Genomic DNA, 26,250 nt, shown 5'->3' with positions numbered 1-26,250 from the left:
GTGGCCGGCCCGTCGCAATCCGCAAACGACGACGCGACAGCGCAGACAGGAGCCACGGCCCGATGACGACCGGTTGGAATTCGATCCAAGGCATCGAGCGGTCGATGATCGCCTCCGACGGCATCCGCTATCATACCGTGCGCGCCGGCAACGGCACACCCGTCGTCCTGCTCGCCGGCTTCCCGCAGAGCAGCTACGCTTGGCGACGCGTCCTGCCCCTGCTGGCGCCCCACCACACCGTCGTCGCCATCGACCTGCCGGGCCAGGGCGACAGCGACAAACCGATCGATGGCTACGACACGAAGACCACGGCGGAGCGTCTGCGCCGGCTGATCCGGGAGCAGCTCGGCTTCGACCGTTTCTTCCTCGTCGGGCACGACATCGGCTCCTGGGCAACCTATCCGTACGCTGCGACCTATGGCGAGGATCTCTCCGGCTGCGTCCTCCTCGACGGCAACATCGCGGGCGTCACCCTTCCGGCGACGCTCACGGTCGGTCCCGAGAACTGGAAGAGCTGGCACTTCCTCTTCCATCCCGTCCCCGACCTCCCCGAGATCCTGATCACGGGGCGGGAGCGCGCCTATCTCGAGTGGTTCCTGTTCCGGAAGACCGCCAATCCGGCCGCCACCTACAGCGAGGCCGACCTCGCCGAATATGAGCGCTGCCTCAAGCAGACCGGCAACCTGCGGGGCGCGCTCGCCTATTACCGCGCGGTCTACGAAAACATGGCGCACAACGCCCATCTGCCGCGGGTCACCGTGCCGATGCTGGCGCTCGGCGGGCAGACGGGATCGGCTCCCAATCTCTACGAGGCGCTGCGTCCGCTTGGAGATCGCGTCGAGGGCGGCGTGATCGCCGATTGCGGTCATTTCATCCCGGAAGAAAAGCCGGATGAACTGGCCGCGCTGATGCTCGCCTTCTTCGCCGCGCACGGCACCGGCGGGGCGGCGTGAGCCTCGCCTCCACCCCTGCCGCCGCTCTCGCGCCCCCCGCCATGGGCCGAGTGGCGGCCGCGTCCTGGCGGACGCGCTTCGAAGGCCAGACCGGCCTCCTGCTGCTGTCGCCGGCGGTGCTGTTCGTCACGGTCCTCCTGATCGTTCCGACCCTCGAGATGCTCTCGGCCAGCATCCAGACCCAGGACGTCGCAGGATCGATCGGGCGACCGTTCACGGCGCGCCACTTCGTCCGGCTCGTCGAGGTGCCGCTCTACCGGGACGTGCTCGTCGCCACCCTGCGCATCGCCGCGACGACCGCGCTCCTGGCGGCCGTGATCGGGTTTCCGATCGCCGCCGTCATCGCCCGGGGCCATCCGACCGCGGCACGCTGCGTCAACATCATCATCGTCATGCCGCTCGTCGTCAGCATCGTGGTGCGGGCCTATGGCTGGCAGCTGATCCTCGCGAACGGCCCGAACGGCGTCGTCAACGTCGTGGGCTCCTGGCTCGGCTTCGGGCGCGTGTCCGTGCGCATGCTCTACACGGAAGCGGCCGTGGTCGTCGGCTCGCTCCACGTGTTCCTGGCCATGATGGTGCTGCCGCTGGCCTCCTCGCTCGCGCGCATTCCCCGGAGCCTCGAGGAGGCCGCCCGGACGCTCGGCGCCTCGAGCCTGCGCATCTTCTGGAAGGTCACGCTGCCGCTCTGCCTGCCGGGCCTGTCGGTCGGGCTGACGCTGGTCTTCACGCTGACGGCGAGTTCCTTCGTCCTGCCGGTGATCCTCGGTGGCAACAAGTCCCAGATGCTCGGCCAGTTGCTGGAGCAGCAGGCGACGGCGGTGTTCGACTGGCCGTTCAGCGCCGCCATCGCGATCGTCATGGTGGTCATGATCTTCGCCGTGAACGCGCTGTCGTTGTGGTTCATCCGCCGCCAGCTCAACGCCGGCGCGATCGAGGCCCAGTCATGAGCGCGGACGAGCGCATGGCCGGCCCCTGGGCCGTCGCCGCCTATGTCGTCACGGCACTCGCGATGCTGTTCATCCTGGCGCCGATCCTGGTCACGATCGCGCTCTCGATCTCCGACAGCCCCTTCGTGACCTTCCCGCCGAAGGGCTTCACGCTCGGCTGGTACGCCAAGGTCCTGACCGACGAATACTTCCTGACCTCCCTCGTCACGAGCATCGAGATCGCGGCATGCGCGACCTTGGCGGCCCTGATCCTCGGCGTTCCCGCCGCCTACGCGGTCGTTCGCCATCCCTTCGCCGGATCGGGGGTCCTGCAGGAGGTCGTGCTCTCGCCGCTGATCTTCCCGGTGCTGATCACGGGCCTCGTGCTCGTGAAGTTCTTCGCCGGCTGGGGCATGCAGAACGCCTTCCCCAACATGATCCTGGCGCACACCCTCGTGACGCTCCCCTATGTCGTGCGCACGGTCGCCGCGAGCCTCATCCTGTCGGACCGCTCCCTCGACGAGGCGGCGCGCACGCTCGGCTACGGCCCTCTCCAGACCTTCTTCCGGGTCACCATTCCGCAGATCGCGCCAGGGCTCGCGGCCGGAGCGCTGTTCGCCTTCATGGTCTCGCTCGACAACTTCCCGATCTCGATGTGGCTCATCGACGCCCGGACGGTCCCGGTCCCCATCATGCTCTTCCAGAGCATGTCGCGCCTCTTCGATCCGTCCATCGCCGCCATGTCGGGGGTGATGATCCTGATCGGCACGCTCGCCGTGCTGTGCCTCGAGAAGCTCGTCGGCCTGCGACGCGCGATGACCATGTGACCGGAAGGGGAAGAACATGACCACACGGACAACGCGGCGAAGCTTCATCACGGCGGCCGGCGCCGGCCTCGCCCTGCCGGCCATCGGGTCCGGCCGGGCCACGGCCCAGGGCCGCTCGATCAGCGTCGGGACCTATAACGGGCCGATGGCGGAGTTCATCCGCCGTCAGGTCATCCCGAAATTCGAGGCCGATCTCGGCTGCAAGGTCTTCCTGACCGAGGGCTTCACGCTGGCGAACGTGGCGCTGCTTCGCCAGCAGAAGGCGCGGCCCACCTACAGCGTCATGATGATGGACGATGCCGGCATCCCGATCGCCAAGGCGGAAAGCCTGATCGAGACCCTCGACCCGGCCCGCATCCCGAACCTCAGGAACGCGCTGCCCCGATACATCGTCAACGACAATTTCGGTGTCGCCTTCTCGGTCTCGATCTGCTCGCCCTTCATCAATTCGGCGAGCTTCCAGCCGGTGAAGAGCTACGCGGAGCTGTGGGACAAGAAGTTCCGCGGCCGCCTGCTCATGGTCTCGCCCAAGCAGGGCACCAGCATCATGGTGCTGATCGCCGCCGCCGCGGTTGCGAGCGGCAAGCCGCTCAAGGAGGCGCAGTACCTGATCGACAAGGGCTTCGACGCGATGGCGGAGCTCAAGCCCAACATCATGACCATCTACGACAACAACGTCACGGCCATCCTGCAGGTCGCGCAAGGCGAGGCCGATGCGGGCGTGGTCGAATTCTCGAAATACATCGCCCCCTATACGGTCAAAGGCGCGACCGTGGAGCAATGCTACCCGAAGGAGGGCGTCTTCGGCGGCATCAACTGCATGACGCTCGTCAAGAACGCCCCCGACCGTGAGCTCGGCGAGGCCTTCATCAGTCGCATGCTCGATCCGGTCGTGCAGAAGGGGCTCGCCGAGGAGGTCTACGCCGCCCCGACCGTGCGCGACGTGACCCTGGATCCGAAGATCGCGCCCAGGGTCGCGTATCCGGAGAAGCGCATCGACGAACTCGACCTCTGCATGATCGACTGGGGCTTCATCAATCCGAAGCGCGGGGAGATCGTCGAGAAACTGAACCGCATCCTCGGGGCCTGAGCGATGCGAACCGCGCCGATGGACGTCGAGATCCGAGGGCTGACCAAGGCCTACGGATCGACCCTCGCCGTCCAGGACCTCACCTGCTCGATCGGGAAGGGCGAGATGATCGCCTTCCTCGGCCCGAGCGGCTGCGGCAAGACGACGGCGCTCCGCATGATCGCGGGGCTCGTCACACCGACCGCAGGCGAGATCGAGATCGGAGGCCGGTCGATCTCCGGCCTGCCGGTGCACCGGCGGAACATCGGCATGCTGTTCCAGAGCTACGCGCTGTTCCCTCACCTGACGGTCGCCCAGAACATCGCCTTCGGCCTCCAGGCCCGCAAGCTCCCGCGGGACGAGATCGCGCGTCGCGTCAGGGAGGGGATGCGGCTGACGCGGCTCGAGGCCTTCGCCGACAGGCTGCCGTCCGGCCTGTCGGGCGGCCAACAGCAGCGGGTGGCACTGGCGCGCGCGCTCGTGATCGAGCCGAGCGTCCTGCTCCTCGATGAACCGCTGGGCGCCCTCGACAAGAACCTGCGCGAGGCGATGCAGATGGAGCTGCGCCAGATCCAACAGCGTCTCGGCATCACCAGCATCATCGTCACGCACGACCAGGACGAGGCCATGACGCTCGCCGACCGGATCGTCATCATGCGCGCCGGGCGCCTCGAGCAGGTCGGGGCGCCGGCCGAGGTCTACGGCAATCCGCGCTCCCGCTTCGTCGCGGAATTCCTCGGGACCGCGAACTTCCTGCACGGCACCGTCACCGCGAACCGGGACGGGGCGATCACCCTGAACGTCGCCGGCCACGCCGTGAGCGCTGCCGGAACGAGGGCCGCCCCCGGGGCTGCGGCCACCGTCTTCGTGCGGCCGGAGGACGTCAGGCTCCGACCTGCGGGCGAGCCGCCGGCCGCGGAGGACCGCGACTGGAACCGGGTTCCGGCCACCGTCGAGAAGGTGACGTTTCGCGGCCCGGTCACCACCATCCACCTCGCACTGCCCTCCGGCGATACCTTCGTCGCGCTCCGCAAGAACGCGAAGGACCGTACCGTCGGCCCCGTCGCCGGCGACAGGATCGAGGCCTGCTGGCCGCCCTCCAGCGCCGGCCTGCTCGAGGAGGAGGCTCCGCCTTCGCGCTCCATGAACTGACCGCCGGCACGGCACGCCGCCGGTCGCCGTCCCGATCCCTTCCTGCCGTTGCCCGCCCAGATGCGGGGCGCGAGAGGCTCGACGATCCCATGTCCCCCTTCGCCATTTCCGTCGATATCGGCGGGACCTTCACCGACTTCGTGCTCCAGGATCGCGAGCGCCGCACGATCTTCACGGAGAAGGTGCTGACGACGCCGCACGCGCCCGAGGAGGCGATCTTCTCGGGCCTCGACCTCCTGTCGCGACGGGCCGGATTGCGGGCAGATGCCTGCGACCTCTTCCTCCACGCGACCACGATCATCACCAACGCGGTGATCGAGCGGAAGGGGAGAGACTTCGTCCTTCTGCACACGGAAGGCTTCCGCACGACGCTCGAGACCGGGCGTGAGCACCGCTACGACCTCACCAACCTGAAGCTCCGCTTTCCGGAACCGCTGACGAAGGAATCCCTGAAGCTCGCGGTCGCCGAGCGCGTCTCGGCGAAGGGCGAGATCCTCGGGGCGCCGTGCCGCGAGGCCGTGATGGAAGGGGTCCGGCGGCTTGTCGATGACACCGGCGTCACGAATTTCGCGATCTGCTTCCTGCATTCCTATCGCAACGATGCCAACGAGCGGGCGGTCCGCGACTGGATCGTCGAGCTCTATCCGGAGGCCTATGTCTCGATCTCCTCGGCGATCGCGCCGGCCCAGCGCGAATACGAGCGCTGGATGACCTGCGCGGTCAACGCCTACACGATGCCGATGCTGGCCGATTACGTGGGCCGGCTCGAACAGGGCCTGTCGGAGCGGGGCTTCCGCGGACGCGGACTGATGATGACCTCATCGGGCCTGCCGCTCTCCTTCGAACATTGCGTCCGCTACCCGGTCCGCCTGATCGAATCCGGCCCGGCCGCCGGGGTTCTGGCGGCGCGCGGGATCGCGGAGCGCAACGCGGATGCGGCGCGGGGCGCCGACTTCGCCAACATTCTCGCCTACGACATGGGCGGGACCACGGCCAAGGGCGCCTTCCTCACGGCCGGGGACGTGCATGTCCAATCGTCGCTCGAGGTCGACCGGGTCGGCGCCTTCGAGAGCGGCAGCGGCTTGCCCCTCGTCATCCCCGCGATCGACCTCATCGAGATCGGCGCGGGCGGCGGCAGCATCGCGGCCATCGACGAGCGCGGGGTCATCGCCGTCGGGCCACGCAGCGCCGGTGCCGATCCGGGTCCCGCCTGCTACGGTCGCGGCGGCACGCAGGCGACGCTGACCGACGCGAACCTGGTGCTCGGCCTGCTGTCGGAGCCGAACTTCCGAAACAGCGGCATCGAGGTCAGCACAGCGCTGGCGCGCCGGGCGATCGAGACGACGATCGCCTCGCCGCTCGGGATCAGCGTCGAGCGGGCCGCGCTCGGCATCCACAACACGATCAACGAGAACGTCGCCCGCGCCTTCCGCGTCCACGCGGCCGAACTCGGCATCGACTACCGGCGCTACACGCTCGTGACCACCGGCGGCTCCTCCTCCCTCCATGCGGTCTCCATCGCCCGCATCCTGAACATCCGGCGCGTCGTCTTCCCCTTCGGGGCCGGAGTGTCGTCGGCCTTCGGCCTGTTCATGGGGCAGGAGGGGATCGCGCTTCAGAAGACCCGACTGCTCCGGCTCGACCAGGCCACCGGCGCCGGAATCGCCGCGCAGGTCGACAGCATGATCGCCGCGGAGCGCTTCGCCTCCCTGCTCGCCCAGGGCAGCGCCGCGACGTCGCTGACGCTCGGCATGCGCTACGAGGGCCAGGGCTACGAGATCGCCGTGAAGCTCGGCTCCGACCGCCGCGCCTACGATCCCGCGGCGATCCAGGCCGCCTTCGAGGCGGAGTACCGCAAGGTCTTCGGCCTCATCTTCCCGGATTACACGATCGAGATCGTCCACTGGACGGTGGAGGTCTCGCGGGATCGCGCGATGTCCGAGCTCGACGGCTTCGGCTACGAGAACCTCCGCCAGGAAGGCGCCGCCGAGAAGGGCGCGCGAGCCGTCCTCGGCCGACCCGGCGGCGATCTGTCCGTCCCGGTCTTCGACCGCTACGCCCTCCGGCCCGGCGACGCGGTGCCGGGCCCCGCCCTCGTCGAGGAGAACGACACGACCATCTACATCCCGGCGGGCAGCCGGGCGGTCGTCGCCCCCTCGTTCGATCTCATCGCCGACCTGGAGGCGCAGCCATGACGTCGAAGACATCCAACGCCCGCTTCGATTCCGTCGATGTCGGCATCATCTGGTCGCGTCTCGTGTCGGTCGCGGACGAGATGGTCTCGGCGCTCGTGCGCACCTCGTTCTCGACCATGGTCCGGGAGAGCGGCGACTTCTCCGTCATGCTGTTCGACGGCCGCGGCAAGTTCCTGGCCCAGGGCGCCGTCGGCGTGCCCTCCTTCACCGGCACCGGTCCGAGCACGGTCCAGGGCATCCTCGAACTGATCCCGCCCGAGAGCCTTCGGGACGGCGACGTGGTGATCACCAACGATCCCTGGATCGGCACGGGCCACGTCTATGACATCAACATGCTGAAGCCGATCTTCTTCAAGGACCGGATCGTCGGATATTGCCTGACGGTCTCGCATCTCGCCGATGTCGGCGGCGGACCCGGCTACGGCGCGGATGCGCGGGACGTCTACGAGGAGGGCTTCTCGCTTCCCCCGATCAGGCTCTACGAGCAGGGCGTCCCCAACGCCTTCGTGATCGACTTCTTCAAGCGCAACGTCCGCTTCGCGGAGCTGGTGCTCGGCGACATCTATTCCAATGTCGCCTCCTGCAATGTCGGCGCCCAGGGCCTCCTCGACATCCTGGTCGAATACGACCTCGACGACATCGCGGAGGTCGCCGACGAGATCTTCGCGCTGACGCGGGCGGCGATCACCGAGAGGCTCCTCACCATCCCGACGGGCACCTTCGCGGCGACCCTGCCCGTCGAAGGCGTCGACGGCCTGCCGGAGATCACGCTCGCGGTGAAGATCACGGTGGCGAGGGACGGCTTCCGCTACGATTTCGAGGGCACGGGGCCGACGGTCGGTCGCGGCGTCAACGTGCCGATCTGCTATACGCGGGCCTATTGCTATTTCTGTTTCAAGGTCCTCGTCGCGCCCGCCATCCCGAACAACCAGGCGGTCCTCGACTTCGTCACGCTGTCGGCGCCCGACAACTGCATCCTGAACGCGCTGAGGCCGAACCCGACCGGGGCCCGGCACATCTTCGGCCACTACGTGGCCCCCCTCGTCTTCGGCGCGCTCGCCGAGGCCCTGCCGGGCGAGGTCCAGGCCGATTCCGGGATGATCTTCCAGGTCAATCTGCGCGGCCGCTCCCAGCTCGGGCGCGACTATTCCTACATTTACTTCACGCCCGGCGGCTACGGCGCCTTCGGCGACATGGACGGGCGCTCTGCCCTTCCGGGCCCTTCCAACATGATCGGGGGCTCGGTCGAGGTCTGGGAGGAGGATACGGGCTGCTTCTTCCTCCGCAAGGAGGTGCTGCCGAATTCGGGCGGCGCTGGCGAATTCCAGGGCGGCAACGGCCAGGTCTTCGCGCTGCGCAACGACACCGGGCGCCCCGTGGACGGTGCCTTCATGGCCTCGCGCACGCGCCTGGCCGCCCGCGGCTTCCGCGGCGGACGGCCGGGCGCACATCGCCGGATCTGGGTCGACGGCATCGAGCTGGACGCCAAGGCGCGCGTCACGCTCGCACCCGGTGGCGTGATCTCGGTCGAGGATTCCGGGGGCGGTGGTTTCGGCGATCCGGCAGCGCGTGACCCGAACCGCATCAGATCAGATCTGCAGCAAGGGCTTGTCACGCGCGATTGGGTTGTCGAGCATTACCCAGATCAGGCCTCGTCCATCTTCGCCGGATAGACGTTCACGTCTCGGATGCAAGCCGTCGACGATGCGGCCTCGTTCGCGCATTCGGGTCGGCGTCCATCCGAGGCTCCTGGAAGGAGGATGAAGGCGTCGCAACCTCATCTTCCCTCCAAAGCCTCGGACGACCGCCATCGCAACGACAGTTAGGCCGACGCGGCCTGGACGTCCGCCCAGGCGCCGTCGAGCGCCATCCGCGTCAGCCGGCCCATCTCGGCGATCTCGTCCTCGGTGATGATGAGAGGCGGCGAATAGGCGATCCGGCCTGGGGTGATGCGGAGGATGATGCCGGCCTTCCGCGCATGCTTCTCGATCAGCCCGGAGATGTTGACTTCCGGCCCGAAGCTCTTGCGCGTCGCCTTGTCCGCGACGATCTCGAGGCCGCCGATGAGGCCGACGCCGGTCGCATCCCCCACGAGCGGATGATCCTTGAGCGAATCCAGCATCCCGAGGAAGGCGGGCTCGAGCGACTTGACGCGCGAGACGATGTCCATCTCCTCGTAGATCTTCAGGACTTCCAGCGCGACCGCGCAGGCCACGGGATGCCCGGCATAGGTGAAGCCGTGCACGAAGGCGCCGATCCGGTTGCTCTCCTCCGTCATCACCCTGAAGATCTTCTCGTTGATCAGCAGAGCCGAGATCGGCAGCAGCGCCGCCGACAGGCCCTTGGCGCAGACGAGGAGATCGGGCTTGAGGTCGTAGACCTGGCTGCCCCACATCTCGCCCGTGCGCCCGAAGCCGCAGATGACCTCGTCGGCAACGAACAGGATGTCGTATTTCTTCAGGACGGCCTGGATCTTCTCGAAGTAACCCTTCGGCGGAGGCAGGGCGCCGGCATTGCCCTGGACGGGGTCGGCCCAGAACGCGGCGACCGTCTCGGGTCCCTCGCGCAGGATCGTCGCCTCGAGGGAATCGGCGAGGCGCTGCGAGAACTGCTCCTCGGTCTCGCCGGGCTTCGCCGACCGATAGTAGTTCAGGCTGTCGACATGGATGAAGCCGTCGAAAGGCAGGCCGAAGCTCTTGTGATAGGCCGGATTGCCCGTCATCGAGATCGTGACGCAGGTCGAGCCGTGGTAGCTTCCGGTCCGCGTGATGATCTTGCGGCGCTCGGGCTTGCCGAGACCATGCCAGTAGTACCAGACGATCTTGACGGCGCTGTCGTTCGCCTCGGACCCCGAGCATTGCAGCAGGACCTTCGACATCGGGACGGGGGCGATCTCCAGGAGCTTCTCGGAGAGATCGATCGCCGGACCGTGCGACTGGTGCCTGAAGATCGGGAAATAGGCGAGTTGCGTCATCGCGTCGTGGGCGACGCGCGCGACACGCTCGTTCTGGTAGCCGAGCGCGGCGCACCACAGGCCCGCGCCGCTGTCGAGATAGCGATTGCCCGCATCGTCGGTGACGTAGACGCCGTCGCCATGCGTGATGACCGTCGGCCCCGTCTCCAGATGCTTCAACAGGTTGGTCTGCGGGTGCAGGACCGAGGCCTTGTCACGCTCGCGATAGGTGGGGACGACGTGCTGGTTCATGATCCGATCCTGACCTCGCCGGAAGGCGGCCGTACCGGACGATAGGTACCGGCTGCCGGGGCGGATAGCTTTCATTCGATCTTGAGCCATCTCCGAACGAGATGGCTGATCGTCAGGTCGCGCCGCGTTCGCCCTGGCGCAGGATGTGGTCGAGAAGGGCCTGTTGCGGAGGCGCGAGCCCTCTCAGCGACCGTGCGCAGACCTGATGCTCGCGGTCCGCCCAGCCATCGGTGATCGCAAGCACGGCCAGGCCGAAACGGGGCGCGAAGATGCGGGCCGCGCTCTCGGCGACGATCCCGACCGCGAGGCCGCGCCCGACCAGGCTGCACACGGTGTCGTAGCCGTCCGCGAAGAGGCGCATCTTCAGGACGCGGTGATACGAGGCCGCCGCGCGGGTCAGGAGCATCGAGAGGGCTCCCTCGGTCGTCTGGCCGATGACCTCGTGATGAAGAATATCCGCCATCGACACCTCGTGTTTCGCGGCCAGCGGATGGTCCTGCATCGTCACGAGGACGAGCCGGTCCTGGAACACGGGCCGGCGCCAGAGGTCGATCGGGGGAACGTCTCCGACATAGATGCCGAGATCGGCCGCGTTCTGCCAGATCGCGCGGACGACGGCGGTGCTCGGACGCTCGTCGAGCTCGACCTCGACGCCCGGATGCGCCGCGACGAAATCGGCGACCACCGCGGGAACGAACTCGATCAGGGCCGTCTCGTTCGCGCAGAGACGAACGCGACCCGTCAGCCCCTCGCGCATCCCGGCGAGATCGGCCTCGAGCTGCATGGCTTCGTGGATCATCGCCCGCGCCCGTCGCAGGACGACGAGCCCAGCCGCCGTCGGCTCGACGCCTCGTCGATGCCGCACCAGAAGCGGCATGCCGATCTCGCCCTCGAGCTGCTGGATTCGCTTGCTGACGGCGGAGGGGGCGATCGCATGCTCCCTCGCCGCTTCGGCGATGCTTTCCTGCTCGATGGTGGTGACGAACAGCCGCGCCGTCGTGAGGTCGAGGTGCAGGATCCAGCGTCTCATGGGCCGGGGATCCTCACGCCCCGACGGCCGAGGGAGGCACCGGGCGGTTGATCACCTCCCGGATCGCGAAGCTCGACTGGATACGGGCGACACCCGGAAGACGCGACAGCTGCCTCCGGTGGATATCCTCGAAATCCTCGATGTCCCGGGCGAGCACGGTGACGAGGTAATCGTCCGTCCCGGACATGAGCAGGCAGCGCGCCACGCAGGAGCAGGCGGCAATCGCCCGTTCGAACGCATCGAGGGCTTCGTCCGCCTGGCTCTGAAGGCTGATCCGGACGATCACGGTCGTCGAGAGGCCGAGCCGTTTCGGGTCGAGGACGGCTTGATGCCCCGCGACGATCCCGGCGTCCTCCAGGATCTTGATGCGCCTTGCGCAGGAGGTCGGCGAAAGGCCGATCCGCTGACCCAGGGCGACATGACTGATCCGGGCGTCCCGCAGCAGCTCTCGGAGAATGGCGCGGTCGAGACGATCGAGGCCGACGGAATCCTGCGTCATCGAGCACCTTTGCGCCGCTTTCGGCCGCAAGTGAAGTCCATGAGCGATACTTTGCCGGAACGCGTCACGCCGACGAGACTAGAGTCATGACGTTCATAAGGCGAGGCTTACGATGCTGATTGGTGTCCCCAAAGAAATCAAACCGCATGAATACCGGGTCGGCCTGACGCCCGACTCGGTTCGCGAATATGTGGCGGCTGGGCATGAGGTCGTGATCGAAACCGGCGCCGGCGCGGGCATCGGCAGCGGCGACGAGGATTACCGTCGCGCCGGCGCCACGATCGCACCGGATGCCGCCACCGTCTTCGCGCAGGCGCAGATGATCGTGAAGGTCAAGGAACCTCAGCCCGAGGAATGGGCGCGCCTTCGGCAGGGCCAGATCCTGTTCACCTACCTCCATCTCGCCCCCGATCCGGAACAGACCAAGGGCCTCCTGGCCTCCGGCTGCACCGCGATCGCCTACGAGACCGTCACGGACGAGCGGGGCCATCTGCCACTTCTCGCCCCGATGAGCGAAGTCGCGGGCCGTCTCGCCATCGAGGCCGCCGGAACCGCCTTGCGCCGCTTCAACGGCGGACGCGGCCTGCTTCTCGGCGGCGTTCCCGGCGTCAGGCCGGCACGGGTCGTCGTGATCGGCGGCGGCGTCGTCGGCACCCACGCCGCACGCATGGCCCTGGGGCTCGGCGCCGAGGTCTCCATCCTCGATCGCTCGATCCCGCGCCTGCGGGAACTCGACGAGTTGCTCGGCGGCCGCGCCCGCACGCGCTACTCGACCGTGGCATCGATCGACCAGGAGATCGCCGAGGCCGACGTGGTGGTGGGCGCCGTGCTGGTGCCCGGAGCGGCCGCGCCGAAGCTCGTCACGCGGGCGGCCCTCGGGAGCATGAAACGCGGCGCTGTCCTCGTCGACGTCGCGATCGATCAGGGAGGCTGCTTCGAGACCTCGCACGCCACCACGCACGACGCGCCGACCTACGAGATCGACGGCGTGATCCACTATTGCGTCGCCAACATGCCCGGCGCCGTGCCGCTGACCTCGAGCCATGCGCTGAACAACGCGACGCTGCCCTTCGGCCTCGCCCTGGCGCGGAATGGTCTGCGCGCGCTCGAGGCCGATGCCCACCTGCTGCGGGGGCTGAACGTCCACGAAGGACGGATCACGAACGCCGCGGTCGCCGACAGCCTCGGCCTGCCCTTCGTCGATCCGCGGGACGCCATCGCGGCCTGAGAGGGGGCCTCCGACCATTGCCGGGCAGCGCGCTCAATGCTGCCCGGCATCCGCCGCGGCGATCCCGAGCCTGCGGCTACGCTTGCGCAGATACTCGACGATCCCGAGGAGGATCACCGCCAGGACCACGAGCAGCGTCGCCGCGGCGGTGATCGTCGGGCTGATCTCCTCGCGCACGCCGTTGAACATCTGGACGGGGAGAGTGCGTTGCTCGGGGCCGGCGAGGAACAGCGCCATCACGATATCGTCGAAGGAGATCGCGAACGCGAAGATCGCTCCGGAGACGACGCCCGGCATGATCAGAGGCAGCATGACGCGTCGAAAGGCGACGAAGGGAGAGGCCCCGCAACTCGCCGCCGCCCGCAGCAGGTTCGGATCGAAACCGTCGAGGGTCGCCGCGACCGTGATGACGACGAACGGAGCCGCCAGCACGGTGTGAGCCAGGATCAGTCCGGTGAAGCTGCTGACGAGGCCGAAGGGTGCATAGAGGAAGTAGACGCCGACGGCGGTGATGACGACCGGAACGATGATCGGCGACAGGATGACGAGGGAGATCCATTTCGCGCGGCCGGCGCCGAGACGCTTGATCCCGAGCGCCGCCGCCGTGCCGAGCCCCGTCGCGAGCACGGTCGTGATGATCCCGACGAAGAAGGAGTTGCGGAACGCCTTCGACCAGGACGGCGATGCGGCGAGGTCCGCGTACCAGCGCCCGGAGATGCCCGAGAGCGGATAGGTGAGGAAGGATCCCGCATTGAAGGAGAGCGGGACCACGACGAGCAGAGGCAGCACCAGAAAGAGGAGTACCCCCCAGCCGAAGGTGTGCAGGCCGATGGTGAAGGCGCGCTGGGGCAGAGACGCCGCGTTTCGCCCGTTTCTCGCCAGCGACACCGCGCTCAACTCCGCCAGGCCGGCGACGAGGAGCCCGCCAGCCACGTGTAGACGAGGAAGACGACGGCGGTCGACAGCAGGAGAAGCCCTCCGAGCGCGGCCGCCATGCCCCAATTCACCGTGTCGTTGATGTAGTACGCGATGAAGAAGCCGATCATCTGATCTCCGGCGCCCCCGATGAGGGCAGGCGTGATGTAGAAGCCCAACGCGGAGACGAAGACCAGCAGCGTGCCGCTCGCAAGGCCCGGCAACGTGAGCGGGAGATAGACACGGCGGAACGCCGTCACGGGCGATGCTCCGAGGGAGACCGCAGCACGCACGTAATCGGGCTTCACGCTCTTCATGATGCTGTAGATCGGCAGGATCATGAAAGGCAGGAGAACGTGGATGAGCGCGATATAGGCGCCCGTGCGGTTGAACACGAGCGGAACCGGTGCGGAGGTGAGGCCGAGGCCCTGGAGACCCTTGTTCACGATCCCGTTCGTCTGAAGCAGCACCACCCAGGCCGAGGTCCGCACGAGCAGCGACGTCCAGAAGGGCAACAGCACGGCCATCATCATGACCGAAGCCCAGCCGGGCGTCGCCGAGGCGATCAGGTAGGCGACGGGGTAGCCGAGCACGATGCAGGCAAGCGTGACGACGCTCGCGATCCAGAAGGTGCGCAGGAAGATCTCGCGCATCACGCCCTGCTGTGGCGGCAGCATCGTGATGCCGCCGGCCGGATCGCGCCGCGCGTCGACGGCCGCCAGAACATGGAAAGACGTGATCCGGTCCGTTGCCCGCAACACCGCGGCCCACTGCTCCGGACGCTGCCACAGCGGATCGATCGAGCCGAGCGCCGCAAGCGTTGCGTCCCCGGAAGGAGGAAGGCGTCGCGCGGTCTTGAGCACGAGGGACCGCATCCCGTTGACGTCGTAGTTCAGGCGGTTGGCCACCATGCTCAGCGCGGGTGTGCCCCGCAGGTCGCCGAGATCGGCGACGAGCGCCTTCGCAGCGGCGTCTGGCACCGCCGAGCGCCCGTCCCAGGAGGCGAGCGCTGCGCCCGTGCGGGCGAGCGCGCGGGCCTCCTCGCGGCCGTCGATGCTCTTCGCGAGCATGAGAACGAGCGGCAATGCGAAGTTGACGAAAAGAAACAGCAGCAGCGGCGCGACGAGCAGGAGAGCCCGGATCTGCCGGCCGCGATCCGCCCGGCGCAGTTGCGCGCCGAGCGAGGCGTCGAGCGGTCGATGCGCCGGACCGCCAGGAGCGGCCCGCGCCGTCGTCACCGCTCCTGCGGTCACCGCGACGCCCAGGCGTTGAAGCGCTGCGTGAGCTGGTCGACGTTATCGACCCAGAAATCCACGTCGAGCGCGAGGGCCACGGCCTCGTTCTCCGGATCGGTCGGCAGATTGGCCGACACCGCCTTCGGAACCTGTTTGTTGGCCGCGATCGTGGTGATGCCCTGGTTCGCTTCGCCCGGAAAGTCCTTCTGCACCTCCGGCTGGGTCATGAAGCTCAGCAGTTCCACCGCCTTGGCGCGATTGGGACTTCCCTTCAGGATGACGAAATAGTCGATCGCATAGACGCTCTGGTTCCAGACGACCTTGAAGTTCCTGCCGTCGGAGCGGTTCGCCGACAGCGCGCGGCTGGCATAGATGTTCGCCAGCGCCACCTCGCCGGAGGCGAGCAGTTGAGGCCCCTGAGCCCCCGCTGTCCACCAGACGACATCCTTCTTGATCTCGTCGAGCTTCTTGAAGGCACGATCGACGCCCGCCGGTGTACGCAGGACCTTGTAGACGTCCTTAGGCTCGACGCCGTCCGCCATCAGCGCGGCTTCGAGCGTGTATTTTGGCCCCTTGCGCAGGGCGCGCTTGCCCGGAAAGCGCTTGAGATCCCAGAAATCGACCCAGTTCTTGGGGCCGTCCTTGAAGCGGTTCGCATCGTAGACGAGCCCCGTCGTCCAGACGACCGAGCCGACACCGCATTCATGCGCGGCTCCGGGCACGAAGCGCTCGCGGCCCCCGAGGGCTGTCCAGTCGAGCTTCTCGAACAGGCCCTCCTCGCAGCCGAGATTGAGCTCATCCGCCTCGACTTGGACGAGGTCCCAGTTGGCGTTGCCGCCCTGGACCTTCGTCCGCAAGATGCCGATGCCGCCCGACCAGGAATCCTCCACGATCCGCGTTCCGGTCTTGGCCGAGAAGGGCGCGTAGTAGAGCTTCTTCTGCGCCGCCTGGGACGAACCGCCCCAAGCCGCGACGGTGAGGTCGCGCGCCGATGCCTCGCCCGGCCGCATCACGGCCACCGCCGCCAGGACCGACAGCGCGCATGTGGTGATGATCCCTACTCGCATGGTTTCCTCTCTCCTCGCGTCTAGGCCGCGAAAGCCCGGCAATCCTCAGGGCGCCACCCGAGCGGCATGGATTCTCCGATCGGAAGCGGACCGAGTTCGTCGGGCCGCATGACCTTGGCCGTCACGACGTCGCCCCAGCCCGTCCGGAACCGAAGGCGCGTATGGTCGCCGTGATAGATCGCCTCCTCCAGCCGTGCGTCGATCATGCGCATGTCGTCGCGCGGCCGCACGATCAGATGTTCGGGCCGGACCGATACGGGCACCGACCGACCCACCTCGCAGGAGCCGATCCCGACAGCGCGGAGAGGGTCGCCCGCCGGGCTCGCAAGCGTCCAGGTGTCGCCCTCGACGGCCGTGACGGTGCAGCTGAATTGATTGTTCTCTCCGACGAAACCCGCGACGAACGGCGTCGCCGGGAAGCGATACAGATGCGACGGCGATGCGATCTGCTGGATGCTGCCGTCGTTGAACACCGCGACGCGATCCGACATCGTCAGAGCCTCGGACTGATCATGCGTGACGTAGATGATGGTCACGCCGAGTTCCGCATGCAGATGCTTGATCTCGAGCTGCAACTGATCGCGCAGTTGCTTGTCGAGCGCGCCGAGCGGCTCATCCATCAGAATCAAGACGGGATCGAAGACGAGCGCCCGCGCCAGCGCCACGCGCTGCTGCTGTCCGCCCGACAGTTCGGAGGGGCGCCGCGCGCCGTAGGCTCCGAGCCGCACCCGCTCCAGCACGCGGCCGACGCGCGAGGCCTGCTCGGCCGCCGGCACCCCGCGCACGGATAGCGGGAAGGCGATGTTTTCCGCCACCGTCATGTGCGGGAACAGGGCGTAGTTCTGAAAGACCATGCCGATATTGCGCCGATGCGGCGCAACCCGGCTCATGGACCGACCCGCGATGAGGATCTCGCCGCTCGTCTCCGTCTCGAACCCCGCCAGCATCATGAGCGAGGTCGTCTTCCCCGAACCGGACGGGCCGAGAAAGGTCACGAATTCGCCGGAGGCCACCGTGAGGTCGAGATGCGAGACGGCGAGCGTACGCCCGTCATACGTCTTGCAGACGTCCTTGAACTCGACATGCGTCGCGTTACCACCGCTCACTCACGTCCCCCCAGGCGTACACATAACGGTCTCGCCTTTTCAGTCGTCGGTAGGGTCGTATCCCGGCCGGCGCAAGGCCGGCCGCCTCGCCGAGCCTCAATCCGGTCTGCGCATCGGGAAGACGTTGTCGGGGCCGATGACAGCGTATTCGGAATAGCCCAGGCGCGCGATCGGACGCAGCTTGGCGATGTCGACCCGCCCCTCGGTCATGACGGCCTCGTCGATATGGATGCCGACCACATTGCCGAGGATGAGCGCGTTGCGGCCGCCGTCCGGATGGGTCGGCAGATCGATGATCCTGTCGACCGTGCATTCGAGACTGATCCCGGCCCCGACGACGAGCGACGGGCGCACGAGGCGCGCCGGAGCGCGAGCGACCTTGGCAAAATCGAACTCGTCGATTTCGGGACCCACCGGAGCGCAACTGATATTCATCTGCTCGCGCAGATGCCAGTTCGACATGTTCACGACGAATTCCGGCACCTCGGCGAGATTGGCCGAGGTGTCCTTCTCCCGCCCGCCCGGCTGGACGCCGTTCACGCAGACCATCACCATCCGCGGCCATTCCGACACCGCGTTGAAGAAGCTGTAGGGGGCGAGATTCTCGACCCCTTCCCCCGAGATGGTGCTGATCCAGCCGATGGGACGCGGAACGATGCAGGCCTTGAACGGATCGCGGGGAAGCCCGTGATCATTCTTGACGGGATCGAAGAACATGAGGACCTCAGACGCGTAGAAACAGGGACGATTCCTAGGGCAGGAAGATCGGCGGCGTATACTCGAACGTCTTCCCCAGCAACCACAGCAGGAACATCACGACCGGTGCGTGAATGATCATCTGAAGGAAGCTGAAGCCGACCACATCGCGCGCCTTCAGGCCCATGATGCCGAGAGCCGGCAGCATCCAGAAGGGGTTGATCAGCGCGGGCAGGGCTTCGGCCGCGTTATAGGCCTGGACGGCCCAGCCGAGATTGGATTGCAGATTGACCGCCGCCTGAAGAACGTAGGGCGCCTCGATGATCCACTTGCCGCCGCCGGACGGGATGAAGAGCCCTAGCACCGCAGAGTATATCCCCATCACGACGGGGAAGGTCTCGACCGTCGCGATCTTGACGAACCAGGTCGCGATCACGTCCGAGACGCTCGCACCGCTCGCGCTCTTGGCCGATGTCATGATCGCCGCGACCGCACCGTAGAGCGGAAACTGGATGAGAACGCCAGCCGTTGCGGGGACGGCCTTGTTGACGGCGTCGACGAACTGGCGCGGGCGCCAATGCAGCAGCATCCCGAGCGCGAGAAAGAGCAGATTGTAGGTGTTGAGGTTCGAGATCGCGAGGATCGCGTTCTTGGTCGCGAATTCCTGGACCAACCAGCCTCCGGCAAGCACGACGAGGAATACGATCACGGCCGGATTATGCTCCATCCAGCCGCTCGGCGTCGTCGGACGTTCGATCGTCTTCTTCTCCGGCTCCTCGATCTCGATCCCCATCTTCTCCGCCGTCATCGCATCCCGCCCCCCGGGGGCCGAATAGAGTGCGATCACGATCGAGATCACGAGCAGGATCGCAGCCATCAGGCCCGACTGCCAGGTGAAGATCGTCTGTTCGAACGGGATGACGCCGCCGATGTTGTAGATCGATTTGGGCAGGCTCCCGGCATTCGCCTGGATCTGCGCTGCGGACGAGCTGAGGCCGAGCGCCCAGGTCGCGCCGATGCCGAGGATCGAAGCGGCGCCGGCGGCGCGGTAATCCATGTCGAGGTCTCGGCGCCGCGCCATCGCCCGCGCGAGCAGGGCGCTGAACATCAGGCTGATGCCCCAGTTCACGAGCGAGAGACTGAGGCTGAAGGCCGCGATGATCCCGACCGCCGCACGACCATTGCCGGGCCAGCGCGCCACCTGATCGATCGCGCGCGAAGCGAGTGGCGAGGTCGCGACGACATAGCCGCCGACCGCGAGCATCGCCATCTGCATCGTAAAGGGAATGAGGCTCCAGAAGCCGTCACCGAAGGATTTGGCGACCGCGGCCGGGGGAGCACCGACCGCCAGGGCCGCCAGCGCCGTGATGACGACGGCGGCGGCCGCGAAGACGAAGGCGTCCGGGAACCAGCGTTCCGCCCAGCCGGTGAAAGCGAGCGCGACCCTGACCATGCGGCCTGGCTTCGCCGCAGCCGGACCGGCTGGTTGCTCGAGGGAAGTGCGCGACATGTTCGGCGACTCTAATTTGGGGCTCCTGGAAGCGGAGCCCAAGGCCACAGGCAAATGGCATACCATAATACAAGATCGGGATCGCGAATCCGGGGACCGACCTTCTCGTCCAGAGCGGGCCGCCGGCGCGATCGGAACAGCAAGCTGCCCGGCCGATCGCTGCCGACATCGGCCGACGAGCCTACATCAGGCTCGGCAGGAAGAGTGCAATGCTTGGCGCGAAGTACAGCACGAAGAGAATGAAGATCTCCGAGATCCAGAACGGCACGGCGCCCATGATGATGTCGCTGCTCTTCAACTCTGGGGCCGCGCCCTTCACGGCGAAGATGTTCAATCCGACCGGCGGCGTGACGGCACCGATTTCGATCAGCTTGATCAGGATCACGCCGAACCAGATCGGGTCCCATCCGGCCTTCAGGATGATCGGAAGGACGATCGGCACCGTCAGGGCGAGGATGCTGATCCCCTCGAGGAAGGTCCCGAGGACGAGGTAGACCGCGACCAGCAGGAGAAACAGCTGAAACGAGCTCAACTGGGCGTTCTCCGTCATCGTCGTCAGGCCGGAGGTGATGCCGCTGAGCGCGAGGAACTTGCCGAACAGGATGCTGCCCATCACGAGGACCAGGACCGCCGCCGAGGTGACGATGGAATCGACACCCGCATGGAACAGTCGCTGGAAGCTCAGGCTGCGCTTGGCGAGGCCGATCAGGATGACGACCACGACGCCTCCCGCGGAGGCCTCGTTCGGCGTCCACACGCCCAGCAGCAATCCGCCCATGAGAGCTGCGAGGACGAGCAGAAACGGGCTCGCCTTGACCGAGGAGCGCACGATCTCGCTCACGGGGAAGCGCGGCCCTGCGGGGGCGATCGACGGATTGAGCTTGGCGCGCACCAGGATGATCACGGAATACACGAGCACCGTGAACAATCCGGGCAGCACGCCTGAAATCAGAAGCTTGCCGATCGATTGCTGGGCGATGATGCCATAGAACACCATCATCAGGCTTGGCGGGATCATCATCGCGAGCGTGCCGGACACGGCGATGATGCCGGCGCTCAGCCGCGTCGAGTAGCCGTATTTCTGCATCTGCGGCAGAGCGACCTTCGTCATGGCGGAGGCCGCGGAAATGCTCGACCCGGTCACGGCGCCGAAGGCCGCCGAGGCGCAGCAGGTCGCGACGGCGAGCCCGCCCGCGACGCGCCCGACGAGCTTGTAGGCCGCGTCGAACAAGTCGTTGACGATCCCCGTCTGGGCGGCGACGGCCCCCATCATGATGAACATCGGAATGACGATGTAGCCGAAGGACGAGGAGACATCGAAACCGGCCGCCAGGAGCAGGCTGGTCGCGGCCTCGAAGCTGCCCGTCAGGAGAAACAGCCCCGCCATCGCGCCGAAGGCGAGCAGAGGGCCTACCGGCGCCCCCAGGAACAGCGCGGCGAAGCTTCCGCCCAAGACGAGCGTGATGATCGTGGCCTTATCCATGACGATGTCCTCTGGGGGTTCTGCGCGTCAGACCACTTGCCGCGCGGCCGCGGAAACCTGTGTCGGATCGGGTTTGTGGACCGGGCTCGTCCAGGCGCGGACCGCGAGACAGGCGGCGGCGACCATGGCTGCGACCGAGCCGATCACGATGGTCGCCCAGGGCAGCCACATCGGAAGGAGCAGTTCCCCATCCATGAAGATGCCGAACGTCAACGCATCGTGGAGGCTGACCCACGCCAGCCAGGCCATGAAGCCGAAGAAGACGAACGTGATCAGCGCGGCCGCCACGTCCAGGTAGCGGAGCAGAAATGTCGGCACCACGTAGCGGAGCACGTCGACCCGGATCTCGCGCTCCGTCACGATGACATACGCGAAGGCGAAGAAGACGCTCACGACGAAGGAGGTGCGGACGAGTTCGATGATGCCGGGGAGGGAGATTCCGAACAGGCGCGTCACGACGTCAGCCATGATGAGGCCGATGATCACGAAGATCGAGATCGTCGCGGCGACGGCCAGCCCCCATGAGATATGGGACACGATCCGTTCGATAGTTCGCATCGCTGGTGGCTCCTGCGCCCGAAGAAGTGGTGGAAGATGTCGATCGTTCGCCGGCGGCGGAAGGTGAAGGGGCGGCATCTACGCGCCGCCCCTTCGCGTTACTTCGCCGGCCAGGTTCCAGCCGCATAGGCGGCGGCCAATTCCCGGTAGCGAGCAATGATCGCCTTCCCCGGATACTTCCTCGCCTCGAGATCGGCGGCGGCCTGATCGACCTGGTTCGGCGTCGCGGCGGCCCATGCCTTCATGTCCTCGGCCGACATGTGATGAAGGGCGCCCTTCGGGTTCGAGCCCAGCTTCTTGACCGCTCCGTCGTAGACGGCCTGCATGGACGACGCGATCTTGTCGTTCATCTCGGCCGAGACCTCGTCCACGATCGTCCGGAGGTCAGGCGGAAGCTTCTTGTAGCTGTTCATGTTCATCGCGATGACGGACGTCGCCGCCATCTGGGGCCGTGCCTCGCCGGGCGACGGGATCAGCGTGTAGGGTGCGACCTCCTGGAGGGAGTTCGCGACGATCCAGTCGGGCGTCGAGTAGACGCAGTCGATCACGCCCGTGGACAGCGCCTGATAGGCTTCGGGCCCCGGCACCGTGACCGGCTGCACGCCGAGAGCCCGTTGCAGAACCGGGAAATAGCGACCGAACGTCCGCATCTTGCGGTTCTTGAGGTCGGCCATCGACTTCGCCTCGGTCTTGCAGGCGATCACGTAGGGATCGGCCGGCAGAGGCACTGCCATGTGCATCTTCCGCCGCTCATACTCCGCGCGGAACTGCGGGAACTCCTTGTGCAACTGCGCATGGATGAGGCCCACGCCACGGATATCCGGCACCTTGTCCGACCAGATATCGATGATGTTCGTCAGGGCTCCCTCGACCAGGAACTCGCCCGGATAGTAGATCGGGTAGAAGCTTGCGAAGTCGACGAGATTTGCCGCAAGGCCTTCGAGATGGTCCGCCTGGGTGAGCAGCGCTCCGCCGTGGATGATCTCGAAGTCGATGCGACCTCCGGACTTCTCCTTGAGGCGCTTGGCCCAGTCTTCGAGGTTGACGCCGCTCTGCACGAAGTTCGCGGGAAAGATGTGGGCCCCGCGGAGCTTGACCTGCTGGGCGGAGGCCGCTTGGACCGTCACCGTCGCAAGCCCTGCGGCGAGCACGGCCGTGGCTGCCCTGGCCCACCTGTTTCGACGAAGCAGTCCCATCGGTTCAGCCCTCTTGCTGGTATCGGCCGCGCTCATCCGCACGCTGGGCGCCTCAGGCCCACGACGATCGCAGGACTGCGACCCTTGAGCTGACGCGAACGAAACAAAGCATTTCAGGAATCGGCTCATAGCTGTCCTCTCCTCTTTTTATGGAAGCATAATATTCCGCCAAATACACACGGCCGATAGGCGCAATCCCTTTCGTATCACACCTTGATCATGAACGGGACTTCGGCACGATTACAATGACGGCGGAATACGCCTGGCAATACATCAGTCTGATCGGACGCTGAGCACCCCGCGGCCAAGGGCGATCTGACGCCCGTCTCCTTCCGTCGTGATCTCGACATCGACCACCGCTAGGGTCCGCCCCATGCGCTGGACCGTGCCCCGCCCGATCAGGGCCGACCCGGAGGCGACGCGCATGTAGTCGATGCGAAGATCGACCGTCGGGGCCATGCGTCCCGCCTTCACGGCTGCGGCGGCATGGGCCGTGATGTCGATGAAGGCGGCGATCACGCCACCGTGATAATCGGGCCGGTCAGGGATCCGGGCGAATTCCGGACGGAACGGCAGTCGGATGACCACCGAGCCGGCTTCCGCGTCGACGCTGACGGGCTCGGGTCGCAGGAACTGGTGAAAAGGGGGATGGTCGAGTTCGAACCGCAATCGATCGAGCGGTTCGAGAAGCGCCGTGTCCGCCTCGCGCGCGTTCTGGCTCACGAGGCCCCCTCCAGGATCGCATCCGGCACGAGCACGATCTTGCCGAAGAAGTCGCGCGACTCCATCAGCGCCTCCGCCTCTCCGAGCTTCGAGAGGGGAAAGGTCTTGATCTCCGGCAGAGCGAACCGGCCCTCGGCGACGTCCACCATGCCCTGGCGGATGTCCTCGAGGCTGTAGCTGTTCGAGCCGATGATCCGCAGTTCGCGCTGCCAGATGTACCGGATGTCTTCCTTGGGATCGAAGCCCGCCGTCGCGCCACAGGTCAGAAGCTTGCCGTGATGCGTCAGGGCCTTGATCGAGGGCACCCAGGTGTCGCCGCCGGTGAAGTTCACGCAGACGTCGACGCCCTTCTTGCCGCTGATGCGCCACGCCTCGCGCGAGAAATCCTGCGTCGCGTAATTGATCGTGTGATCCGCTCCGAGCTCCTTGAGCCGTGCACATTTCTCGTCGGTGCCGGCGCAGGCGATCACCGTGCAGCCCATCGCCTTCGCGACCTGAACCGTGGCGGTCCCCACGCCGCCGCTGGCACCGAGGACAAGAACGAGGTCGCCGGCCTGAACATTGCCGTTCGTGACGAGCATCCGGTAGGTCGTCCCGTAATTGACCGGGATGCTGGCGCCTTCGACATGGCTCAGGCGGTCGTCGAGCGCGATGAGATAGTCGTCGGGAACGCGGCAATACTCGCAGAACCCACCATTGATGACCTCGCCCATCATGCCGTCCGGCTGTTCGGGATGGACGATGACGCGCTGACCGACGGACCAACCCTTGGCCTCGGGACCGAGTTCGACGATCTCGCCGGCGATGTCGCCACCCGAGATGAACGGCATCGGGACGGGCCAGCCCGGCATGCCGCGGCGAACGAAGATGTCGAAGTGATTGAGGCCGGCGGCGTGGACCTTGATCCGGACATCGTTCGGCCGCAGCTCGGGATCCGGAAACTCCCGATAGACGATGTTCTCGATCCCGCCCTGGCGCTCGATGACTGCTGCCTTCACGTCACATCCCCTTCATCGTTCTTGGTCTGAGGTGCCGGTCCCCGCCAGCGGATCGGAAGCGGCGCGATATCGCCTGCCCGAACCATTTCGACGAGGGCGCGCTTGAGGACCTTGCCGCTTGCCGTCACTGGCAGCGAGGTCATGGCCATGAAGTATTCGGGCATGTCGTATCGGGACAAACCCTCCCGATCGAGATGAGCCAGGAGCTCGTCAGGGTCGATACGGGCATCATCCCGCATGACGATCGCGATGCAGGCCTTCTCACCAAGACGCGGATCCGGGACCGGGAAGACCGCCGTCTTCAGGACGGCCGGGTGGCGCATGGCGAGGTCCTCGATCCGGGCCGGGTGCAGGTTGTGTCCACCGCGGATGATCAGGTCCTTCTTGCGCCCGACGATCTGGACGTTGCCCTCGGCGTCCAGGCGCCCGAGATCGCCCGTCATGAACCAGCCGTGGATGTTGAACGAGGATTCCGTCGCTTTCTGATCGTCGAAATAGCCCAGCATCAGGCAGGCGCCGCGTCCGCCGAGCTCGCCGATCTCGCCCTGTTCGACTTCGCGGTTCGGATCCTCCTGCGACCAGATCGTCAGCTCGAACCCGTCGCAGGAGCGGCCGCAGGAATTGACGATCACGTCTCGGGGATCGTCGGGGCGGGTGTACTGGAACGAGCAGTTCTCGGTCATCCCGAAGGTATTCTGCGGCGTCACGCCGAGCCCGATCAGCCGCTCGGCCACCTCGGACGGGATGGCCGATCCGGCGAGCTGGAAGGCGGCCACGCGGCCCAGCCGCTGAAGACCCGCCCGTTCGGCCGCGACCAGGAGATCGATCGCATGGGTCGGCACGCCGACGAGATAGGTCGCGCCGGTCTCGACCACGCGCCGGAGCGTCGTATCGGAATCGGCCGGCGCATGGACGACGAGTTCTCCGCCGCAGGTCAGGACCGTGACGAGCGCGACGGTTCCCATGTTGTGGCTCATGGGGCTCAGCGTGTAGACGACCGTCGCCTCGTCGAAGCGCCAGTCCAGCGTGATGGCGCGCCCGTTCGCCAGAAGCGTGTTGTCCGAGTGCATCACGCCCTTCGGCAGACCCGTCGTGCCGGACGTGAAGGCGAGATACATGACGCGGTCGGGCGAAGTGCTGAAGGGAAGGTCGACCTCCTCCTCCGGCAGGTCGTCCTGCGGCTCGCCGGACGGCGCGAGCCAGCGCAGCGCGGTCAGGCGGGGAAGCGTCTCGCGAAACGCCTCGATCGAGGTCCGGTCGGCATCGGCACCGTATCCGGGCTGGGCGAACAGCGCGCGGCTGCCTGCCCTGTCGAGCAAGGCCGCGATCTCGGCCGTCGTATAGTCACGGTGGAGCGACGTGTTGGCCACGTAGCCCATGCGCGAGCAAGCCAGCAGGATCAGGACGGATTCGACCCGGCTCGGAAGCCAGATCGAGACCCTGTCACCCGGCCGCAGCCCGCTCCGATGCAGGTCCGCAGCGATCGCATCGACGCGGCGGAGGGCCTCCCCTCGGGTCAGACGCCGATGCGCATCGCGCACGAACGGCCTGTCGGGAGCCTGCGCGGCCAGCTTGCGCAGGTGGACATACATCGTGTCCGCCCGCCAGAAGCCCGCATCGTAGAAGAACCGGGCCCGTTCGATATCTTGCGTCGACAGGATCATGGCCCGGCTCCTCTG

At 66.7% G+C, this 26,250-nt stretch carries 23 protein-coding genes; 8 read left to right on the top strand and 15 right to left on the bottom strand.

Annotated features, from left to right (window positions below):
* The first annotated feature begins 62 nt into the window (after window positions 1-62).
* From EV668_RS01010 to EV668_RS00980, 7 genes are all read left to right on the top strand, one after another.
* Window positions 63-953 (top strand): alpha/beta fold hydrolase, encoded by an 891-nt coding sequence (locus EV668_RS01010; protein WP_208111465.1) that lies wholly within the window; start codon window positions 63-65, stop codon window positions 951-953.
* Window positions 950-1,900 carry an ABC transporter permease gene (locus EV668_RS01005; protein WP_133768001.1) on the top strand — a complete coding sequence of 317 codons (951 nt, stop codon included), beginning with the start codon at window positions 950-952 and terminating at the stop codon, window positions 1,898-1,900. The genes EV668_RS01010 and EV668_RS01005 overlap by 4 nt, the downstream gene beginning before the upstream one ends.
* Window positions 1,897-2,706: an ABC transporter permease gene (locus tag EV668_RS01000; RefSeq protein WP_133768000.1), complete on the top strand. Its 810-nt coding sequence runs from the start codon at window positions 1,897-1,899 to the stop codon at window positions 2,704-2,706. Before EV668_RS01005 ends, EV668_RS01000 begins: the two co-directional genes overlap by 4 nt.
* A 16-nt stretch (window positions 2,707-2,722) precedes the next feature.
* On the top strand, window positions 2,723-3,796 hold the full coding sequence (locus EV668_RS00995) for an extracellular solute-binding protein (RefSeq protein WP_133767999.1): 1,074 nt from the start codon (window positions 2,723-2,725) through the stop codon (window positions 3,794-3,796).
* A gap of 18 nt (window positions 3,797-3,814) precedes the next feature.
* Entirely contained in the window at window positions 3,815-4,927 is a 1,113-nt protein-coding gene (locus EV668_RS00990; RefSeq protein ID WP_133767998.1) for an ABC transporter ATP-binding protein, read from the top strand.
* Window positions 4,928-5,016: 89 nt separating this feature from the next.
* Window positions 5,017-7,122 carry a hydantoinase/oxoprolinase family protein gene (locus tag EV668_RS00985; RefSeq protein WP_133767997.1) on the top strand — a complete coding sequence of 702 codons (2,106 nt, stop codon included), beginning with the start codon at window positions 5,017-5,019 and terminating at the stop codon, window positions 7,120-7,122.
* Entirely contained in the window at window positions 7,119-8,795 is a 1,677-nt protein-coding gene (locus EV668_RS00980) for a hydantoinase B/oxoprolinase family protein (protein WP_133767996.1), read from the top strand. Before EV668_RS00985 ends, EV668_RS00980 begins: the two co-directional genes overlap by 4 nt.
* A 149-nt stretch (window positions 8,796-8,944) precedes the next feature.
* Here EV668_RS00980 and EV668_RS00975 read toward each other — a convergent pair whose 3' ends face one another.
* From EV668_RS00975 to EV668_RS00965, 3 genes are all read right to left on the bottom strand, one after another.
* Window positions 8,945-10,327: an aminotransferase gene (locus EV668_RS00975; RefSeq protein WP_133767995.1), complete on the bottom strand. Its 1,383-nt coding sequence runs from the start codon at window positions 10,325-10,327 to the stop codon at window positions 8,945-8,947.
* 112 nt (window positions 10,328-10,439) lie between these two features.
* Window positions 10,440-11,357 (bottom strand): LysR substrate-binding domain-containing protein, encoded by a 918-nt coding sequence (locus EV668_RS00970; RefSeq protein WP_133767994.1) that lies wholly within the window; start codon window positions 11,355-11,357, stop codon window positions 10,440-10,442.
* A 13-nt stretch (window positions 11,358-11,370) separates the two neighbouring features.
* Window positions 11,371-11,856, bottom strand: coding sequence for an Lrp/AsnC family transcriptional regulator (locus EV668_RS00965; protein WP_133767993.1), 486 nt, complete (start codon window positions 11,854-11,856; stop codon window positions 11,371-11,373).
* A 112-nt stretch (window positions 11,857-11,968) separates the two neighbouring features.
* On the opposite strand from EV668_RS00965, the gene ald reads away from it, so the two are divergent.
* On the top strand, window positions 11,969-13,084 hold the full coding sequence (gene ald, locus EV668_RS00960) for an alanine dehydrogenase (protein WP_133767992.1): 1,116 nt from the start codon (window positions 11,969-11,971) through the stop codon (window positions 13,082-13,084).
* Window positions 13,085-13,117: 33 nt separating this feature from the next.
* Here ald and EV668_RS00955 read toward each other — a convergent pair whose 3' ends face one another.
* From EV668_RS00955 to EV668_RS00900, 12 genes are all read right to left on the bottom strand, one after another.
* Complete coding sequence (locus EV668_RS00955; RefSeq protein WP_425359605.1) at window positions 13,118-13,966, bottom strand: ABC transporter permease; 849 nt, start codon at window positions 13,964-13,966, stop codon at window positions 13,118-13,120.
* A gap of 11 nt (window positions 13,967-13,977) precedes the next feature.
* Window positions 13,978-15,252 carry an ABC transporter permease gene (locus tag EV668_RS00950; protein ID WP_245512751.1) on the bottom strand — a complete coding sequence of 425 codons (1,275 nt, stop codon included), beginning with the start codon at window positions 15,250-15,252 and terminating at the stop codon, window positions 13,978-13,980.
* Window positions 15,249-16,301 (bottom strand): polyamine ABC transporter substrate-binding protein, encoded by a 1,053-nt coding sequence (locus EV668_RS00945; protein WP_245512750.1) that lies wholly within the window; start codon window positions 16,299-16,301, stop codon window positions 15,249-15,251. Before EV668_RS00945 ends, EV668_RS00950 begins: the two co-directional genes overlap by 4 nt.
* A 20-nt stretch (window positions 16,302-16,321) precedes the next feature.
* Entirely contained in the window at window positions 16,322-17,407 is a 1,086-nt protein-coding gene (locus EV668_RS00940; protein ID WP_133767991.1) for an ABC transporter ATP-binding protein, read from the bottom strand.
* Between the two features lie 96 nt (window positions 17,408-17,503).
* Window positions 17,504-18,124 carry a flavin reductase family protein gene (locus EV668_RS00935; RefSeq protein ID WP_133767990.1) on the bottom strand — a complete coding sequence of 207 codons (621 nt, stop codon included), beginning with the start codon at window positions 18,122-18,124 and terminating at the stop codon, window positions 17,504-17,506.
* Between the two features lie 34 nt (window positions 18,125-18,158).
* Window positions 18,159-19,613, bottom strand: a complete 1,455-nt coding sequence (locus EV668_RS00930) for a short-chain fatty acid transporter (RefSeq protein WP_133767989.1) — start codon at window positions 19,611-19,613, stop codon at window positions 18,159-18,161.
* 181 nt (window positions 19,614-19,794) lie between these two features.
* A complete protein-coding gene (locus tag EV668_RS00925; protein WP_133767988.1) occupies window positions 19,795-21,096 on the bottom strand; it encodes a TRAP transporter large permease in 1,302 nt (433 codons plus the stop codon).
* A gap of 27 nt (window positions 21,097-21,123) precedes the next feature.
* A complete protein-coding gene (locus EV668_RS00920; protein WP_166652300.1) occupies window positions 21,124-21,633 on the bottom strand; it encodes a TRAP transporter small permease in 510 nt (169 codons plus the stop codon).
* Between the two features lie 119 nt (window positions 21,634-21,752).
* Window positions 21,753-22,850, bottom strand: a complete 1,098-nt coding sequence (dctP, locus tag EV668_RS00915; protein WP_166652299.1) for a TRAP transporter substrate-binding protein DctP — start codon at window positions 22,848-22,850, stop codon at window positions 21,753-21,755.
* 273 nt (window positions 22,851-23,123) lie between these two features.
* Window positions 23,124-23,573 (bottom strand): PaaI family thioesterase, encoded by a 450-nt coding sequence (locus EV668_RS00910; RefSeq protein ID WP_133767985.1) that lies wholly within the window; start codon window positions 23,571-23,573, stop codon window positions 23,124-23,126.
* Window positions 23,570-24,571: a zinc-binding dehydrogenase gene (locus EV668_RS00905; RefSeq protein ID WP_133767984.1), complete on the bottom strand. Its 1,002-nt coding sequence runs from the start codon at window positions 24,569-24,571 to the stop codon at window positions 23,570-23,572. The genes EV668_RS00910 and EV668_RS00905 overlap by 4 nt, the downstream gene beginning before the upstream one ends.
* On the bottom strand, window positions 24,568-26,235 hold the full coding sequence (locus tag EV668_RS00900) for a class I adenylate-forming enzyme family protein (protein ID WP_133767983.1): 1,668 nt from the start codon (window positions 26,233-26,235) through the stop codon (window positions 24,568-24,570). The genes EV668_RS00905 and EV668_RS00900 overlap by 4 nt, the downstream gene beginning before the upstream one ends.
* Window positions 26,236-26,250: the final 15 nt, after the last annotated feature.

Origin of the sequence: Enterovirga rhinocerotis, assembly GCF_004363955.1 — a bacterium.
Taxonomy (GTDB): Bacteria; Pseudomonadota; Alphaproteobacteria; order Rhizobiales; family Beijerinckiaceae; genus Enterovirga; species Enterovirga rhinocerotis.
Note: the sequence above shows the minus strand (reverse complement) of the source record. Positions and strands in the feature narration are given on the sequence as shown.

Coding starts and splice junctions, on each gene's coding strand:
- EV668_RS00995 (WP_133767999.1), top strand. CDS start 2,723: ATGACCACACGGACAACGCGGCGAAGCTTCATCACGGCGGCCGGCGCC.
- EV668_RS00930 (WP_133767989.1), bottom strand. CDS start 19,613: ATGTCGCGCACTTCCCTCGAGCAACCAGCCGGTCCGGCTGCGGCGAAG.
- ald (WP_133767992.1), top strand. CDS start 11,969: ATGCTGATTGGTGTCCCCAAAGAAATCAAACCGCATGAATACCGGGTC.
- EV668_RS00975 (WP_133767995.1), bottom strand. CDS start 10,327: ATGAACCAGCACGTCGTCCCCACCTATCGCGAGCGTGACAAGGCCTCG.
- EV668_RS00945 (WP_245512750.1), bottom strand. CDS start 16,301: ATGCGAGTAGGGATCATCACCACATGCGCGCTGTCGGTCCTGGCGGCG.
- EV668_RS00900 (WP_133767983.1), bottom strand. CDS start 26,235: ATGATCCTGTCGACGCAAGATATCGAACGGGCCCGGTTCTTCTACGAT.
- EV668_RS00925 (WP_133767988.1), bottom strand. CDS start 21,096: ATGGATAAGGCCACGATCATCACGCTCGTCTTGGGCGGAAGCTTCGCC.
- EV668_RS01010 (WP_208111465.1), top strand. CDS start 63: ATGACGACCGGTTGGAATTCGATCCAAGGCATCGAGCGGTCGATGATC.
- EV668_RS00970 (WP_133767994.1), bottom strand. CDS start 11,357: ATGAGACGCTGGATCCTGCACCTCGACCTCACGACGGCGCGGCTGTTC.
- EV668_RS00990 (WP_133767998.1), top strand. CDS start 3,815: ATGGACGTCGAGATCCGAGGGCTGACCAAGGCCTACGGATCGACCCTC.
- dctP (WP_166652299.1), bottom strand. CDS start 22,850: ATGGGACTGCTTCGTCGAAACAGGTGGGCCAGGGCAGCCACGGCCGTG.
- EV668_RS00980 (WP_133767996.1), top strand. CDS start 7,119: ATGACGTCGAAGACATCCAACGCCCGCTTCGATTCCGTCGATGTCGGC.
- EV668_RS01000 (WP_133768000.1), top strand. CDS start 1,897: ATGAGCGCGGACGAGCGCATGGCCGGCCCCTGGGCCGTCGCCGCCTAT.
- EV668_RS00985 (WP_133767997.1), top strand. CDS start 5,017: ATGTCCCCCTTCGCCATTTCCGTCGATATCGGCGGGACCTTCACCGAC.
- EV668_RS00935 (WP_133767990.1), bottom strand. CDS start 18,124: ATGTTCTTCGATCCCGTCAAGAATGATCACGGGCTTCCCCGCGATCCG.
- EV668_RS00965 (WP_133767993.1), bottom strand. CDS start 11,856: ATGACGCAGGATTCCGTCGGCCTCGATCGTCTCGACCGCGCCATTCTC.